This window comes from Sphingomonas hankookensis, from assembly GCF_022664465.1.
Lineage (GTDB): Bacteria > Pseudomonadota > Alphaproteobacteria > Sphingomonadales > Sphingomonadaceae > Sphingomonas > Sphingomonas hankookensis.
Map to the genome: position 1 here is coordinate 1 of NZ_JAKREV010000016.1, position 14501 is coordinate 14501.

Here is a 14501-nt window from a genome sequence, read left to right on the forward strand (position 1 = left end):
TACAATATGGTGGTTGTAATAAGACATATGAGCCGACTTAGCTTTAAACGATACCGAACCACCTTGAATGGCTCAGACCGCAAGCCGCCGCCCACATGTCCCTTCATCTCATCAACTATGTAAAAGATCGGACAAAGAAACCGGCGTCGCTTCGCTACCCCTTTTTTTAGGAGGGGCGGTTCGCGTCGCCTGCGTTTCGCTGTCCCGGTGAAGCGTTCCTAGTGGCTCGCCCCGTCCGGTGAACAGGCCTCTACGGGTGATCCCGGAAACCGTCAACGGCTTTTTGCAATTTTGTTTCGAGAAAGTTGCAGATTGGCGGAAATCCGCGGGTTTACGTCCCCTCAATCGGTAGGGTTACAAGGTGGTCCAATGGAAACCCCTGCCGAATCAGCCCCTCACGCCCCCGAATCGCTCCAGAATCAGGTGCGGCGCGCCGTCATCTGGCGTTCGGGCAGCCAGATCGTCGGCCAGATCGTGTCATGGGCGTCGACCTTTCTCGTCATCCGGCTGCTGACGCCGGGCGATTACGGGATGGTGGCGATGACCGGGGTGGTCCTGCTGCTGCTCAACATGCTCAACGGCCACGGGCTCGCCAACGCGCTGATCCAGCATGGCGAGGTGACGCGGCATCAGCAGCGGCAGGTGTTCGGGATGTTGTTGTTGCTCAACCTGCTGCTGGGCGGATTGCAGTTCCTGCTCGCCCCCCTTGCCGCCGCCTATTATCGCGAGCCGTTCGTCGCCGACCTGCTGCGGGTGCAGGCGCTGCTCTATATCACCACGCCGTTCAGCTCGTTCGCTTACGCGCTGCTGGCGCGCCGGATGGACTTTCACCGGCAGGCGCAGGTCAATCTGCTGTCCTCGCTGTTCGGCGCGCTTGCCGCGATCGGCGGTGCCTATGCCGGGCTGGAGGTGTGGACGCTGGTGCTGGCCCCGGCAGTGCTGTTCGCTACCCGCGCGATCGGGCTGATGATCGCGGCGCGTGCATGGATGTGGCCGAGCTTCGACTTTCGCGGCGCGGGGCATCTGGCGCGCTATGGCGGCGTCGTCGCCGGCGCCAGCCTATTGAGCTTCGCACAAAGTCAGGCGGACATCCTCGTCGCCGGACGCTTCTTCGATGCGCATGCCGTCGGCGTCTATACCACCGCGCTGTTCCTTACCCAGATCTTCACCAACAAGGTCGTGCCGCCGATCAACGAGGTCGCCTTCTCCGCCTATGCCCGGATGCGCGACGATCCGGCAGCAGTGGCGCAGGGATTCGTGCGATCGGTGCGGGTGCTGATGCTGATCGCGGTGCCGTTCTTCATCGGGCTGGCGGTGACGGCCGGGCCGGCGGTGGCGATCGCACTGGGCCCGAAATGGGCGGAAGCCGCGCCACTGGTCGTGCTGCTCGGCCTCGCCATGCCGTTCATGACGTTGCAGGCGCTGTTTCCTCCGGCGGTCGATGCGCTGGGCAAGCCTGGCACGACCGCCGGTACCACCGCGATCGGAGCGGTGGTCCTGCCGGTCGCGTTCCTGATCGGCGCGCGGTTCGGGATCGAAGGGGTGGCGGGCGCGTGGATCGTCGCGCATCCGCTGCTGCTGGCGATCGTCGCCGCGCGGGCACTGCCGGTGATCGGGCTGTCGGCAGGCGCCTTCCTGCGCGCGGTCGCCCCGGCGTTCGGGGCGGGAGCGGCGATGGCGGGGGCGGTGACGCTGGCTGCCCATGCCGCCGGCCCGTTGTCGCCGATCGCGATGCTGGCGCTGTCGGCGGCGGTCGGCGGCGTGGTCTATGTCGGGTCGCTCTGGCTGTTCGCCCGCAGCGCCGTGCTCGACGCGTGGGCGATGCTGCGAAAGTCCTAGAGCGGTTTCCGATCAGGTTGGATTACCGACACGGTGGCGATTTCGGTTCGGGACAAGGCGCGAGGAGGGCGCGATGCAGCAGCATCGTGACCGACGAGCAACGCGGTCCCGGATCGAAATCGCCCCGCCGCGCCAGCGGTCGCCCGTAGGGCGATGACGGTGGTTCAACCTGGTCGGAAACCGCTCTAACCCAGCCGATCGATCGCGGTGCGCGTCGCCGACAGATAGGCATCGCCGTGGAAGCGATAGGTGCCGATGAAGTGGATGAACGCGGGATCGGTCGGGAAGCGCGCCCGGCCGAACAGCGCCGCGTTCCAGAAGTTCAGATAGCGATCATAGGGCAGCAACATCGAGTCGCGGCCGTTGGCGACGACGAAGTTCGACGTCACCTGCTCGCTGCCCCAGCGCGACCAGCTCGCCCGCCCGATCGCATCGTCCATCGCCAGCGAAAAGCCTTCGGCCAGCGCCCGCCCCGGCCCGCCCGGCGCGAAGCCGGCAAAGCCCGAACAGCCGCGGACATAATGGAGCGTGGCGTGCCCCGGAATCGCGACCGATCCGATCGCCGCTTCCGCCGCGTCCTGCACATGCAGCTTCGGATCGCGCGGGTCGACGCCTGCCCGGTCGCGAGCGATGTCCGACGCCGCGCGGATCTCGGCGCTCGCCTCGCCGCGCAGGGTGAAGTCGCGGCCGGCATCGATCGCCGCGCGCACCTCGGTCAGGTCGCGCAAGGTCACCGTGTCCGAATCGACCTGGATCACATACGCCTCGGCGCGCAGGTCGAGGATCGTTAGCAGTCGCTCCCACGTCCCCCCGCGCGGACACGGACCGGTATCGACCTCGCGAATCGCGACGATGCGCGGGTCGTTCAAATGATGCGCCAGCACCTGATGGTCGGCGGCGGTCAGCGTGCCGTCGTCGAGGATCACCACCCGCCCGCGTCCCAGTTGCTGGCGCAGCGACTTCACCGCGACCAGACAGGGGAGCAGCACCGCCGTCCCGATCATCGAGAACAGGATGACGCCGTCGTCGCTGACCGGGATCGGCGGCGTCGCCAGCACCCGCCGCGCCAGTCGCCGGTGCAGCCACTGCTTGACGTGCCAGTTGAGATGTTCGGCGATCGAGGGCGAAGACATGGGCATGCTGTATCGCGCCGGCCTTAACCGCCGGTCAACACCGCCCTCACGCCTGCTGGATATAGTCGCGCATCGCCCGTGCCTCCGCCTCGATCCCGTCGATGCGGTGCTTGACCAGATCGCCGATCGAGACGAACCCGACCAGCCGCTCGCCCTCGACCACCGGCAGATGGCGGATGCGCCGCTGCGTCATCAGCGACAGCGCGCCCAGCACCGACCCTTCGGGCGTCACGGTGATCGCCGGGCTGGTCATCCGCTCGCCTACGCCCATGTCGAGCGCACCCGCGCCGACCTCGACCAGCGCATGGATCATGTCGCGTTCCGAAAAGATGCCGGCGACCTGGCCGTTGACCAGCACCGGCACCGCGCCGATCCGATGCTGCGCCAACAGCGCCACCACGTCGCGCACCGGCGTATCGGCACCCACCGACACCACGTCGCGCCCGCCCGAAATCGTTGCGATCGTCATCGCCCTCTCCTGTCCCCGGCACGGGCAGTCCGGCCCACCCGCGTCCGTGCTTGAGAATTCCACGCTTCGCGCCCATTGAACAGCCATGGCGAACGACCTCGACGATCCCGATTATGCCGCGTTCGCCTGGGCGCGCTTTCGCTGGATGCTGAAGATCATGGCCGGCGTGTCGGTGGTCGCGGCGCTGGTGGCGCTGGCCGGCATCTGGTGGTGGGTCGGGTCGATGCACTGGGTCACCGCCGCGGCGACGCTGGGCGGAGTCGGCGGATCGGTGATGCTGGGCGGCGCGCTGATGGCGCTGGTGTTCCTGAGCAACGGATCGGGCCATGACGCCGCGGTCGATGCGTTCAACGCCGATCGCGATCCGGGGCGGGACAAGCGGGGGTAAGGGGACGCAGGAGCCTTGTGTCCGCTGCAATCTCTTCGTCACTCCCGCGAAGGCGGGAGTCCATAGGCGCCGACGTTCCCCCTCCTGCCGAACCGCCAGCAGCTATGGATCCCGCCTGCGCGGGAATGACGAGCGTCAGGGAGGACCCCGCCTACCCCACACGTCACCCCGGGCCTGACCCGGGGTGACGATGATGACAAGGACGGCGCCCTTACAACGCAAAACCCGCCGGACGCCCTGTCGGCACCCGGCGGGTTTTGGCGAAACGGACCGGCCCGACAAGGACCCGGACGCGCTTACTTGATCTTGGCTTCCTTGAACTCGACATGCTTGCGCACGACCGGGTCATACTTACGGAAGGTCAGCTTCTCGGTCTGGTTGCGCGGGTTCTTCTTGGTGACATAGAAGAAGCCGGTATCGGCCGAGCTGACGAGCTTGATCTTGACGGTGGTCGGCTTTGCCATGACCCAAAAACCCCTTGGGCCTGATGCCCGCGAAATGACAATGGAAAGCGACCCGCCACGACGCGGGCTGCTGCAAGTTGGGGGCGCATGCGGCAATCGTGGCCCCAAGTCAAGGCCGGACGCCTTCACCGGAACGTAACCACTCGCCGGCATGTTATGAATCAAGCGATTGGGAGGCGGTGATGCGGATCGAGTCGGTGCATATCGATGCGGAGCGGGCGATGACCTTTGGCGGCCCGACGCACCCCTATGCCGAGATCGAGGCGATTCGCGCGATCGCCACGGCCGAAGCCAGCCTGCCCGCGCTGTCGGTCCTTGCCGTCGTCGATGCCGCCATCGCGCGCGGCGAGCGGCGCTCGATCGGCGAATGGACCGCACTGGCCCGCGAAGCGGTGCGCTGCGGCCGCAGCGACGCGGCGACGGCGCAGGCCTATGCCGCGGTCTGCACGGTACGCCTCGCCGACTGATTTCCTTTCGAGAATGGACCCGCTCGTTCCCGCGTTCGTCGCGGTCCTGCTGGCGGGGGTCGGTGACCGTCCCGCGCTGCTCGCCGCGATCCTTGCCGACCGGCACGGGCGCGGCGCGACGATCGCCGGGATCGTGGCGCAGGCGATCGGCTTCGCGCTCGCCGCGATGGCGGGCACGCTGGTCGCGCCCTATTTGACCCCCAATGCCCGCAACCTGCTGCTCGCGCTTGCCCTCTTGTCGGCGGGCGGGTCGGCGCTGTTCGCGGCGAAGATCAAGGACCGGCTGGACCATTGGCGGCTGCCCGGCTGGCTGACCGCGTTCCTTGGCATGGCGATCCTCGCGCTGGGCGATCGCGGCCAGTTCCTCGTCTTCGCACTGGTTGCCCGCACCCCCGATCCGGTGGCGGGCGCGATCGGTGCGACGCTGGCGGCGGGCGCACTGTCCGCCGCCGCCGCGACCTTGGGCGAGCGCGACTGGCTGGCACTGCCGCTACGCTGGATACGACCGGTGGTCGCGACGCTGCTGCTGATCGCGGGCGCGGTGCTCGGACTGGGCGCGTTGCGGCTGCTGTGATTACCGCGTCGATCAGGTTGAGCGGATATTTGCCGCGACGGCACGGGAAAGAATCGGCAGCGCGATCGTTGCTGAACCGAATCATATCCAGCCGGAGAAACGCCTGTGACCAACCCCGCGCTCGACACGCCGACCGACCTGCCCAACAACAAGGTCGCCAGCGTCGCCGACGGCCTGAACGCCGCCCTCGCCGACTGTTTTACCCTGTATCTGAAGACCAAGAACTTCCACTGGCACGTCTCCGGCCCGCATTTCCGCGACTATCACCTGATGCTCGACGATCAGGCGACACAGATCCTCGCCGTCACCGACGTGATCGCCGAGCGTGTGCGCAAGACCGGCAACACCACGCTGCGCTCGATCGGCGACATCGCGCGCCGCACCGCGATCAAGGACAATGACAAGGACTTCGTGAAGCCCGACGACATGCTCGCCGAGCTGCGCGACGACAACCTCAAGCTGGTCGAGCGGCTGCGCGAAGCCCGCGAAGCCGCCGAGGATGCCGGCGACACCGCCACCAGCAGCCTCGCCGACGACTGGATCGACCAGGCCGAAGAACGCGCCTGGTTCCTGTTCGAAGCCGCCCGCAAGGGTTGAGGCAGGGCTGAGCGCCTGATCCATCCTGCCACCGGCGTCATCCCAGCGAAGGCTGGGATCTATCGTTGACAGCGGGACAGGAGCCGCACGAGGCCCCAGCCTTCGCTGGGGTGACGTTTCCATGTCGGCAAATCGAACGTTAGCAGCAAAAAGCCCGCCGGCGCCCCGCGCACCGGCGGGCTTTTTGCTGCCCCCGCGCCATTCGATTCGGAACCGCAACCGTCGTCGGACGCTCCCTTCGATGAAAGCGGCGCGGCCGCCAGCGATGGAGCGATACGATGTTGAAATGGGCGGTGATCTTCCTCGTGGTCGGTCTGGTCATGGGCGCGTTGGGCTTTGGCGGGATCGGCGGCGCGTTCGTCGGCATCGCCAAGATCCTGTTCTTCGTCGCGATCGCGGTGTTCGTCGTGCTGCTGATCCTCGGCCTGCTGGCGGGCAAGGGCGTGAAGAACGCGCTCGACTGACGCACATACGATGCGGGCCTTTGCCGACCTGCTCGACCGGTTGATCTACACCCGGTCGCGCAACGCCAAGCTGGCGCTGATCGGCGCCTATCTGCGCGACACGCCCGACCCCGACCGGGGTTGGGCGATCGCCGCGCTGACCGGCGATCTCGACCTGCCCGCGGTCAAATCGGCGACGATCCGCACCCTCATCACCGAACGAACCGATCCGGTGCTGTTCGCGATGAGCCGCGACTTCGTCGGCGACACGGCGGAGACGGTCGCGCTGCTCTGGCCCGAACCGCCCCCCGGTACGGTCCGCGACCCCGAACCGCTGACGCTCGACGCCGTCGTCACCCGGCTGGGCAGCCTGTCGCGCTCCGACGCGCCCCGCGCGCTGGCCGACATGCTCGACCGGCTCGAATCCGACGAACGCTTCGCGCTGTTGAAGCTCGCCACCGGCGGCCTGCGTGTCGGCGTGTCGGCGCGGCTCGCCAAGACCGCGCTGGCGCAGGCGTTCGGCCTCGACGTCGATGCGGTGGAGGAGGTGTGGCACGGCCTTGCCCCACCCTATGCCGAACTCTTCGCCTGGGCAGAGGGGCGTGGCGAACAGCCGCATGCCGCCGACCTGCCGGTATTCCGCTCGTTCATGCTTGCCCATCCGCTCGACGACGGCATCGTCGATCTCGCCGATTATGCCGCCGAGTGGAAATGGGACGGTATCCGGGTGCAGCTGGTCCATGTCGGTGGCGAGACCCGGCTCTACAGCCGCGCCGGCGACGACATCACCGCCGCCTTTCCCGAAGTCGCCGCCGCGTTCCGCACCCCCGGCGTCCTCGACGGCGAGCTGCTGGTGCGGGGCATGGGACAGGGAGACGCGCTGCACGCCGACGACAGCGGCGCGGCCAGCTTCAACGCGCTGCAGCAGCGGCTGGGACGGAAGGTAGTGTCAAAGGCGATGCTGGCCGATTCTCCCGCCTTCGTCCGCCTCTACGACATCCTGTTCGACGGGACGGAGGACCTGCGCGATCTGCCCTGGACCGAACGCCGCGCCCGGCTGGAGCCGTTCGTCGCCGCGCTCGACCCTGTCACCTTCGACCTCTCCCGCCTGATCGACGCCGCCGACTTCGCCGCACTGGCCGAACTCCGCGCGCGCGCCCGCGATTCAGCGATCGAGGGCGTCATGCTCAAGCGCCGCGACTCACCCTATATCGCCGGGCGCCGCGTCGGGCTGTGGTACAAATGGAAGCGCGACCCGCTCGTCGCCGATTGCGTGATGATGTACGCGCAACGCGGCAGCGGCAAACGTTCGTCCTTCTATTCCGACTATACCTTCGGCTGCTGGACCGCCGATCCGGCCGAGGGCGGCGAGCTGCTCCCGGTGGGCAAGGCCTATTCGGGCTTCACCGATGCCGAGCTGAAAGACCTCGACCGCTTCGTGCGCCAGCATACGGTCAACCGCTTCGGTCCGGTGCGCGAGGTCGAAAAGACGCTGGTGTTCGAAGTCGCGTTCGATTCGATCCACGCGTCGAAGCGCCACAAATCGGGCGTCGCGATGCGCTTCCCCCGCATCAGCCGCATCCGCACCGACAAGCCGGCGGCAGAGGCGGACCATATCGCGACGTTGCTCAAGATGGTGAGTTGATCCCGAGTAAGCGCCGTACCCCCGCGCAGGCGGGGGTCCAGTGCCCGGCGGAACTACTTCTACGCGGGATACGCCTATCCCTGTGGCACCGGCTCCAACGCGATCTCGAACAGCGTCGGCCACCACTTCCCCGTCACGAACAACCGCTTGCCCCCCGCATCCCACGCGATCCCGTTCAACACCGCCTCCGGATCGAGCGCCCCCAACTCGGCACGCAGCGGCGCGAGGTCGACCAGGGCGTCGACCACTCCGGTCGCCGGATCGATCCGCACGATATAATCGCGGTGCCAAATGTTACCCCACAGCTTGCCGTCGATCATCTCCAGCTCGTTGAGGTTATGCACCGGCCGGCCATTGGCGGTGATCGTCACCCGCCGCCGTTCCTTAAACGTCTTGGGGTCCATGAAGCGCAACGTCGGCGTCCCGTCCGACAGGATCAGCGACGTGCCATCGCTCGCGAGGCCCCAGCCCTCGCCCGGATAGCGCGCACGCCCGACCGACTTCAGCGTCTTCGCATCCCAGCGATGCGCGATCCCGTCCTGCCATGTGATGCTGACCAGCTGGTTGCCATCGACCGCCAGCCCTTCGCCGAACTGCAGCCCCGGCAGTTTGGTCCGCGCCAGCACCTTGCCGTCGGCCAGCCGCACCCGCCGCACGTCCGACACGCCGGGCTGTCCGGTACTCTCGAACAGCGCGCCGTCATGCCATACCAGCCCCTGGGTGAAGGCGGTGCGATCATGCGGATAGCGCGCGACGATCCGCGCCGCGATCCCTTCGACCGGAACGGCAGCCGGCGCCACCGGCGGCGTGCCTGTCTGCGCCACGGCGGCGGTGGTGGCGAGCGCGAGAGTAAACGGCAGCATCCAGCGAATCATGGGCGTCCTTATCCTCGCGATCGTCTTGCCGGTGGGTGAACCAATCAGAACGCCACCGCCGGCCCGGCCGGCACGATACCGGTCGGATTGATCGCGCTGTGGCTGCGATAATAATGCGTCTTGATCTGGTCGAGGTCGATCGTCTCGGCAACACCCGGCAGCGCCGCGATCCGTTCGGCCAGCGCGCGCAGCCGCGGATAGTCGATCAGCCGGCGGACATTGCATTTGAAATGGCCGTGATAGACCGGATCGAACCGCACCAGCGTGGTGAACAGCCGGATATCCGCCTCGGTCAGCGCATCCCCGACCAGCCAGTCGCCTGCCAGCCGCGTCTCCAGCCAGTCGAGCGAATCGAACAGCGCATGCACCGCCTGGTCATAGGCGTCCTGCGTCGTTGCGAAGCCGGCGCGGTACACCCCGTTGTTGACGGTGCGATAGACGCGGTCGTTCACCGCATCGATCTCCGCCCGCAGTGCCTGCGGATAATAGTCGCCGTCGCGCGCGCCCAGATCGTCGAACGCGGTGTTGAGCATCCGGAGGATTTCCGACGATTCGTTGTTCACGATCCGCCGTTCCTGCTTGTCCCACAGGACCGGCACCGTGACCTTGCCGGTCATACCCGGCTTGGCGAGCGTATAGAGCTGGTGCAGGTGATCGACGCCTTCCACCGGATCGCCGCTCCCGCCGAACGCCGGCGAAAAACTCCACCCCTGCGCGCCCATCAGCGGCCCGACCACCGTCACCGGCAGCATGTTCTCCAGCCCCTTCAACGCCCGCACCACCAGCGTGCGATGCGCCCACGGACAAGCGAGGCTGACATAGAGATGATAGCGATCGCGCGCCGCCGGCACGCCCGCCTGCCCCTCCGGCCCGGGCCCGCCATCGCGGGTCAGCCAGTCGCGAAACCCGCTTTCGGCACGCTGGAAATTGCCCGACGCGTCGGTCGGCGCGACCGGCGTATCACTGGTCCACATCCCGTCCTGCACCATGCCCATCGCCGATCCCTTTCGCTGTTCGTCGTGCAACACGATCAGGACGCGTCGGGGTTCCCCGTGCGGGCCTTGCTCTCACGCTTGAGCGGCCGTGCGACCGGGCAGACTTCTTGGACGAAGCCGTTCAGCGTGTTGGTGAGATTGTCGGGCACCAGCCGGTAATAGACGAACTGCCCGCGCTTCTCGCTGGTCACCAGCCCCGCCGCCTCGAGGATCGACAGGTGCTGCGAGATCGACGGCTTCGACATCTCGAACCGCGCCGCGATTTCCCCCGCGCTCAGTTCGGCATGGGCCAGATAGGCGAGGATCTTGCGCCGCGGCACCGATGCCAGCGCTTCGAAGACACGTTGCATGCCACCGATATAGGCGGACCCGACTGGCTTGACAAATATCCTTCGCTATTTAGGAATATACCTAATTAGCGAAGGAGAGTGCGATGTCCGATCGTTCGACCCGCCGGATCAAGGCGCTGCCCGACACCTCTGCCGTCGCGGGAACGGTGCGATGGGCACCGCGCAAGTCGCTGTGGATCGGCGGCATGACGGCGATCGCGCTGATCGCCGGGCCGATGTTCGTGACGCCGGGTGCGATCCTGCTGTTCCTCGCGACCAGCGCGGTCACGCTGTGCGCAGGCCATTCGATCGGATTGCACCGCCTTCTGATCCACCGCAGCTTCGTCGCCTCGCTCTGGGTCGAACGAATCCTCGTCTATCTCGGCACGCTGGTCGGCATGGCCGGGCCGATTGGCATGGTCCGCCTGCACGACATGCGCGACTGGGCGCAGCGCCAACCCGATTGCCACCCGCTCCACGCCCACCGCACGACGATGTTGCATGATGCGTGGTGGCAAATGCATTGCCGCCTCGACCTTGACCATCCGCCGCGCTTCGATCCCGAGCCGTATCTGCGCGACGATCGCTTCCTCCACTGGCTCGAATCGACATGGAGGGCGCAGCAACTGCCCTGGGCGCTGTTGTTCTGGGGGATCGGCGGGCTGCCATGGCTGGTGTGGGGCGTGGCCGTCCGGGTCGCGGTCAGCGTCACCGGCCACTGGCTGGTCGGCCACATCACCCATCGCCGCGGGCCGCAGGGCTGGGTGGTCGATGGCGCCGGTGTGCAGGGCCACGACCTCCCCGCCGCCGCGCTCATCACCTTTGGCGAGGCATGGCACGGCAACCACCACGCCTTTCCCGAATCGGCGCGATTGGGGATTTTGCCGGGTCAGCATGATCCCGGCTGGTGGCTGCTGCTGGCGCTGCGGCGAATCGGGTTGGTCAGCGCGCTGAACGAACCGGCGCACCTGCCGCCAAGGGCCGGGTTGCGGCGGGTCGGGGTACGACAAGCTGCACAAGGCCGGGTGGCATGACCGCGACACCGCCGCCTTCGGGATGCCTGCGCATCGTTGCGCTGATCGTCGCCACGATGGCGGGCGTCGTCATCGTCGTCCTCCTCTGGGGCGTCCGCGGCATGGTCTTGGCCAGTCCGATCCACGTCCCTGCCCTGTGGTTCGCCGTCCAACAGCTATGGTTCGTCATCAGCGTCGGATGGTGCGTCACCCTGCCATTCTCCCTGATGATCGGCCTGCCGCTGTGGCATTTCGCGGTGCGATCGGGGCAGCAGCAGCGGCGCGACGCCGTGCGCTTCGGGCTGATGATCGGCACGGTGATGGCCGTCGGCGGCGAATGGACCGGTTGGATTGGGGAGGTGCTCGATTTTCTGGGCTATTGCCTCGCCGACCTGCGCGCAGGATCAATCGCCCATCGCGCCGACTATTCGTCGTGAGCATCCGGCCTAACCCGCCGCGCGATTTGATCGACTTTCCGCCCGTCGATCAACGTCCTTCAGGATTTTCCGCCCCCTTCACCATGGCGCGTTCCGTCCGCCCAGCACGTCATTCCAGCGACGGCTGGGATCTTCTAGGGCCGATCGACATTCGGTGATGACGATGATGCTCGTCATTCCCGCGCAGGCGGGAATCCATAGACGCAGACGGTTTGGCTGGATTCGCGACGATGGCGCATATGGACTCCCGCCTGCGCGGGAGTGACGACGGTGGAGGGAACGATCGTCGTGCGTCCAGCGAACTGAATGTCGATCCGCCCTAGTGATGGCACGGCACAGGAGTCACTGGTGGCCCCAGCCTTAGCCGGGGCCATGCCTGCGTTTCGATGGATTGGGCGCTCACCCCTCCCCGATCAACCACAATAACGATCCGTCGGGATCGAGCAACGCCCCGATCCGCAACCCATGCTGCGGCACCGGCGGCTGCAACCGGGGAAAGTCGGTAGTCCGTTCGGGAACACCCGCCGCCTGCGCCACCGCATAGAACGCATCGACGTCATCGAGTCGCAGGCAGCTCCCATAACCGCTGGTCGCCGGGTCGAAGTCGGCCACGGAAAGAATTCGAGCTGCAGGTCCCCCGGCGCGTCAGGATCATCCACCCCGCATCGCGCCACATCTCGTCGAAGCCGAGCGCGGCGTAGAAGGCTGACGTCGCCGCGAAATCGCGCGACGGCAAATTGGGTGTCGCCCGGTCCATGCGGCTTCCCCAAAACGAAGAGGGGCCGGCTATCCCTCTGGACAGCCGACCCCTTTTCATCGCCGAAGCGAAAACCTCAAAGCTTGTTGAGGTTCACCGCTGCGTGCTTGCCGCGACGGTCGACTTCGAGTTCGAACTCGAGGCGATCGCCTTCGTTGAGCGTCGGCAGACCCGCACGCTCGACGGCCGAGATGTGGACGAACGCGTCCGGCTGGCCATCGTCGCGCTGGATGAAGCCGAAACCCTTCATCGCGTTGAAGAACTTCACGACGCCGCTTGCGCGCTCGCCGGTCAGCTGCCGCTGCGGGCCGCCGCCGAAGCCACCACCGGCACCGCCGCGCGGGCCGGCATCGCGCGGTTCGCGCGGAGCGCCACCGCCGGTGACTTCCATCGGCTCGCCGTCGATCTTCAGATCGGTCGCCGAGATGCGGCCACCGCGATCGACCAGGGTGAAGCCCATCGGCTGCCCTTCGGCGAGTGCGCTCAGGCCAGCCTGCTCGACCGCCGAGATGTGCACGAACACGTCTTCGCCGCCGTCATCACGCACAACAAAGCCGAAACCCTTCTGCGCGTTAAAGAACTTGACCACGCCGGTCGCTTCGCCAACGACCTGCGGGGGCATGCCGCGGCCACCGCCGCCGCCACCACCGAAGCCGCCACCGCCGCCGCCGAAGCCGCCGCCACCGCCGCCACGGAAACCACCGCCGCCGAAGCCGCCACCGCCGCCGCGATCACCATAGCTGCTGCCGCCGCCGAAGCCGCCACCGCCGCCACCGAATCCACCGCCGCCGAAGCCACCGCGATCGCCGCCGAAACCGCCGCCGCCGTAGCTGCTGCCGCCTTCGTCACCAAAACCGTCGCGCTTGTCCCTGCCGCGCCCACCGCGCTCGCCGCGCCGTCCTCGATCGAAACTCATTGCCCTGTTCGTCTTCCCGGTTCGCCCAACTTCATCGTAAACCCAAGCGTCGAGCGAAAAACGCAGGTGTCCGGGCACCGCCAAACCGGGTGCCACTTCCCTGCCATAGACTAAAAGCGCACGGTCCCAAACGAATTTCACCGCTGCAATCGTTCCGCTGGCCGCGAACCTTGTCATATTGTGGCGAAACCGGCACAGAATCGCCCCATGGATACCATTTTAGCGCTTCTGGCCGACCCCGCCGCTTGGGCCGCCTTCCTCACGCTGGTCGTGCTCGAAGTCGTTCTCGGTATCGACAACCTGATTTTCATCTCGATTCTCTCGAACAAGCTGCCCCCGCACCAGCAGCAGCTGGCGCGCCGAATCGGTATCGGGCTGGCGCTGGTCATGCGGCTGCTGCTGCTGTCGATGATCGCGTTCATCGTCTCGCTGACCAATCCGGTGTTCGACTTGGGGCTGCAGGGCGCGCCCGACGCCTATGGACGCCCGACGTTCGAAACCGCCTTTTCGTGGCGCGACATCATCCTGATCGTCGGCGGGCTGTTCCTGGTGTGGAAGGCGACCAAGGAAATCCATCACACGATGGACGACGAACCGACCGGCGACGCGCTGGATAAAAAGGGCAAGGCCGCGATCAGCTTCGGATCGGCCATCGCGCAGATCGTCGCGCTCGACATGGTGTTCTCGATCGATTCGATCCTGACCGCGGTCGGCATGACCGATGAAGTGCCGATCATGATGGCGGCGGTCATCGTCACTGTCGGCGTCATGCTGGTCGCCGCCGATCCGCTGGCACGCTTCATCAACGCCAACCCGACCGTGGTCATGCTGGCGCTGGGGTTCCTGCTGATGATCGGCGCAGTGCTGATCGCCGATGGCTTCGGCGTGCATGTGCCCAAGGGCTATATCTATGCCGCGATGGCGTTTTCGGCGGGGGTCGAGACGCTCAACATCGTCTCGCGCCGCTCCAAGACCCGGAAGCGCTTGGCCCGCGACGCCATTGAGCGTGACGCTTCCCAGTGAGGCGGTGCCGGCCCGCTCCCCCGCCCGGCCACCCATCGAGGATACGCTGTGGGTGGCCGGCAGGGCATCGCACCCCGCCACCGCCAAGCCGATCGCGAGCGCCGCCATCCTCACCGCCGCGCGCCGCCGAACCGGTA

Annotated in this window: 17 protein-coding genes and 1 pseudogene; 10 read left to right on the top strand and 8 right to left on the bottom strand. The window is 66.8% G+C overall.

The features are described from left to right. Window positions 1-369: 369 nt before the first annotated feature. Entirely contained in the window at window positions 370-1839 is a 1470-nt protein-coding gene (locus MF610_RS18585) for a lipopolysaccharide biosynthesis protein (RefSeq protein WP_242201835.1), read from the top strand. Between the two features lie 185 nt (window positions 1840-2024). Here MF610_RS18585 and MF610_RS18590 read toward each other — a convergent pair whose 3' ends face one another. Together MF610_RS18590 and MF610_RS18595 are read right to left on the bottom strand one after the other, a co-directional pair. Next, the gene (locus tag MF610_RS18590) at window positions 2025-2972 is read right to left on the bottom strand and encodes a hypothetical protein (RefSeq protein ID WP_242201837.1); all 948 of its coding nucleotides are present in this window, start codon (window positions 2970-2972) and stop codon (window positions 2025-2027) included. A gap of 46 nt (window positions 2973-3018) precedes the next feature. Further along, a complete protein-coding gene (locus MF610_RS18595) occupies window positions 3019-3441 on the bottom strand; it encodes a CBS domain-containing protein (RefSeq protein WP_242201838.1) in 423 nt (140 codons plus the stop codon). Between the two features lie 85 nt (window positions 3442-3526). Here MF610_RS18595 and MF610_RS18600 point away from each other — a divergent pair, with 85 nt between their 5' ends. Further along, window positions 3527-3829, top strand: a complete 303-nt coding sequence (locus MF610_RS18600; protein ID WP_242201840.1) for a hypothetical protein — start codon at window positions 3527-3529, stop codon at window positions 3827-3829. Between the two features lie 296 nt (window positions 3830-4125). On the opposite strand, the gene rpmG is transcribed toward MF610_RS18600, so the two are convergent. After that, window positions 4126-4293, bottom strand: a complete 168-nt coding sequence (gene rpmG, locus MF610_RS18605; RefSeq protein WP_055757016.1) for a 50S ribosomal protein L33 — start codon at window positions 4291-4293, stop codon at window positions 4126-4128. A 182-nt stretch (window positions 4294-4475) separates the two neighbouring features. On the opposite strand from rpmG, the gene MF610_RS18610 reads away from it, so the two are divergent. From MF610_RS18610 to MF610_RS18630, 5 genes are all read left to right on the top strand, one after another. Further along, window positions 4476-4760 (top strand): hypothetical protein, encoded by a 285-nt coding sequence (locus MF610_RS18610; RefSeq protein ID WP_242201842.1) that lies wholly within the window; start codon window positions 4476-4478, stop codon window positions 4758-4760. Window positions 4761-4773: 13 nt separating this feature from the next. Beyond that, a complete protein-coding gene (locus MF610_RS18615; RefSeq protein ID WP_242201844.1) occupies window positions 4774-5334 on the top strand; it encodes a TMEM165/GDT1 family protein in 561 nt (186 codons plus the stop codon). Window positions 5335-5439: 105 nt separating this feature from the next. Further along, window positions 5440-5931 carry a Dps family protein gene (locus MF610_RS18620; RefSeq protein ID WP_242201846.1) on the top strand — a complete coding sequence of 164 codons (492 nt, stop codon included), beginning with the start codon at window positions 5440-5442 and terminating at the stop codon, window positions 5929-5931. A 278-nt stretch (window positions 5932-6209) separates the two neighbouring features. Next, on the top strand, window positions 6210-6395 hold the full coding sequence (locus tag MF610_RS18625) for a DUF1328 domain-containing protein (protein WP_242201848.1): 186 nt from the start codon (window positions 6210-6212) through the stop codon (window positions 6393-6395). Between the two features lie 10 nt (window positions 6396-6405). Then, a complete protein-coding gene (locus MF610_RS18630; RefSeq protein ID WP_242201850.1) occupies window positions 6406-8019 on the top strand; it encodes a cisplatin damage response ATP-dependent DNA ligase in 1614 nt (537 codons plus the stop codon). A gap of 74 nt (window positions 8020-8093) precedes the next feature. On the opposite strand, the gene MF610_RS18635 is transcribed toward MF610_RS18630, so the two are convergent. Genes MF610_RS18635 through MF610_RS18645 form a run of 3 tightly spaced genes read right to left on the bottom strand, consistent with a single transcriptional unit; the run spans window position 8094 to window position 10239 of the window. Continuing rightward, a complete protein-coding gene (locus tag MF610_RS18635; RefSeq protein ID WP_242201852.1) occupies window positions 8094-8894 on the bottom strand; it encodes a glutaminyl-peptide cyclotransferase in 801 nt (266 codons plus the stop codon). A gap of 44 nt (window positions 8895-8938) precedes the next feature. After that, entirely contained in the window at window positions 8939-9889 is a 951-nt protein-coding gene (locus MF610_RS18640; RefSeq protein WP_242201861.1) for a glutathione S-transferase family protein, read from the bottom strand. A gap of 35 nt (window positions 9890-9924) precedes the next feature. Next, window positions 9925-10239: a metalloregulator ArsR/SmtB family transcription factor gene (locus MF610_RS18645; protein ID WP_242201854.1), complete on the bottom strand. Its 315-nt coding sequence runs from the start codon at window positions 10237-10239 to the stop codon at window positions 9925-9927. 83 nt (window positions 10240-10322) lie between these two features. Between MF610_RS18645 and MF610_RS18650 the strand changes: the two genes are divergently transcribed. Both MF610_RS18650 and MF610_RS18655 read left to right on the top strand, forming a co-directional pair. Next, entirely contained in the window at window positions 10323-11252 is a 930-nt protein-coding gene (locus tag MF610_RS18650) for an acyl-CoA desaturase (RefSeq protein ID WP_242201856.1), read from the top strand. Further along, window positions 11249-11668 (top strand): hypothetical protein, encoded by a 420-nt coding sequence (locus tag MF610_RS18655; RefSeq protein ID WP_242201858.1) that lies wholly within the window; start codon window positions 11249-11251, stop codon window positions 11666-11668. Before MF610_RS18650 ends, MF610_RS18655 begins: the two co-directional genes overlap by 4 nt. Before the next feature lie 399 nt (window positions 11669-12067). On the opposite strand, the pseudogene MF610_RS18660 reads toward MF610_RS18655, so the two are convergent. After that, window positions 12068-12425 (bottom strand): annotated as a pseudogene (locus tag MF610_RS18660) (bleomycin resistance protein). A gap of 76 nt (window positions 12426-12501) precedes the next feature. After that, window positions 12502-13341, bottom strand: a complete 840-nt coding sequence (locus MF610_RS19125; protein WP_277924203.1) for a cold-shock protein — start codon at window positions 13339-13341, stop codon at window positions 12502-12504. Between the two features lie 207 nt (window positions 13342-13548). On the opposite strand from MF610_RS19125, the gene MF610_RS18675 reads away from it, so the two are divergent. Beyond that, window positions 13549-14364, top strand: a complete 816-nt coding sequence (locus MF610_RS18675; protein ID WP_242201859.1) for a TerC family protein — start codon at window positions 13549-13551, stop codon at window positions 14362-14364. Window positions 14365-14501: the final 137 nt, after the last annotated feature.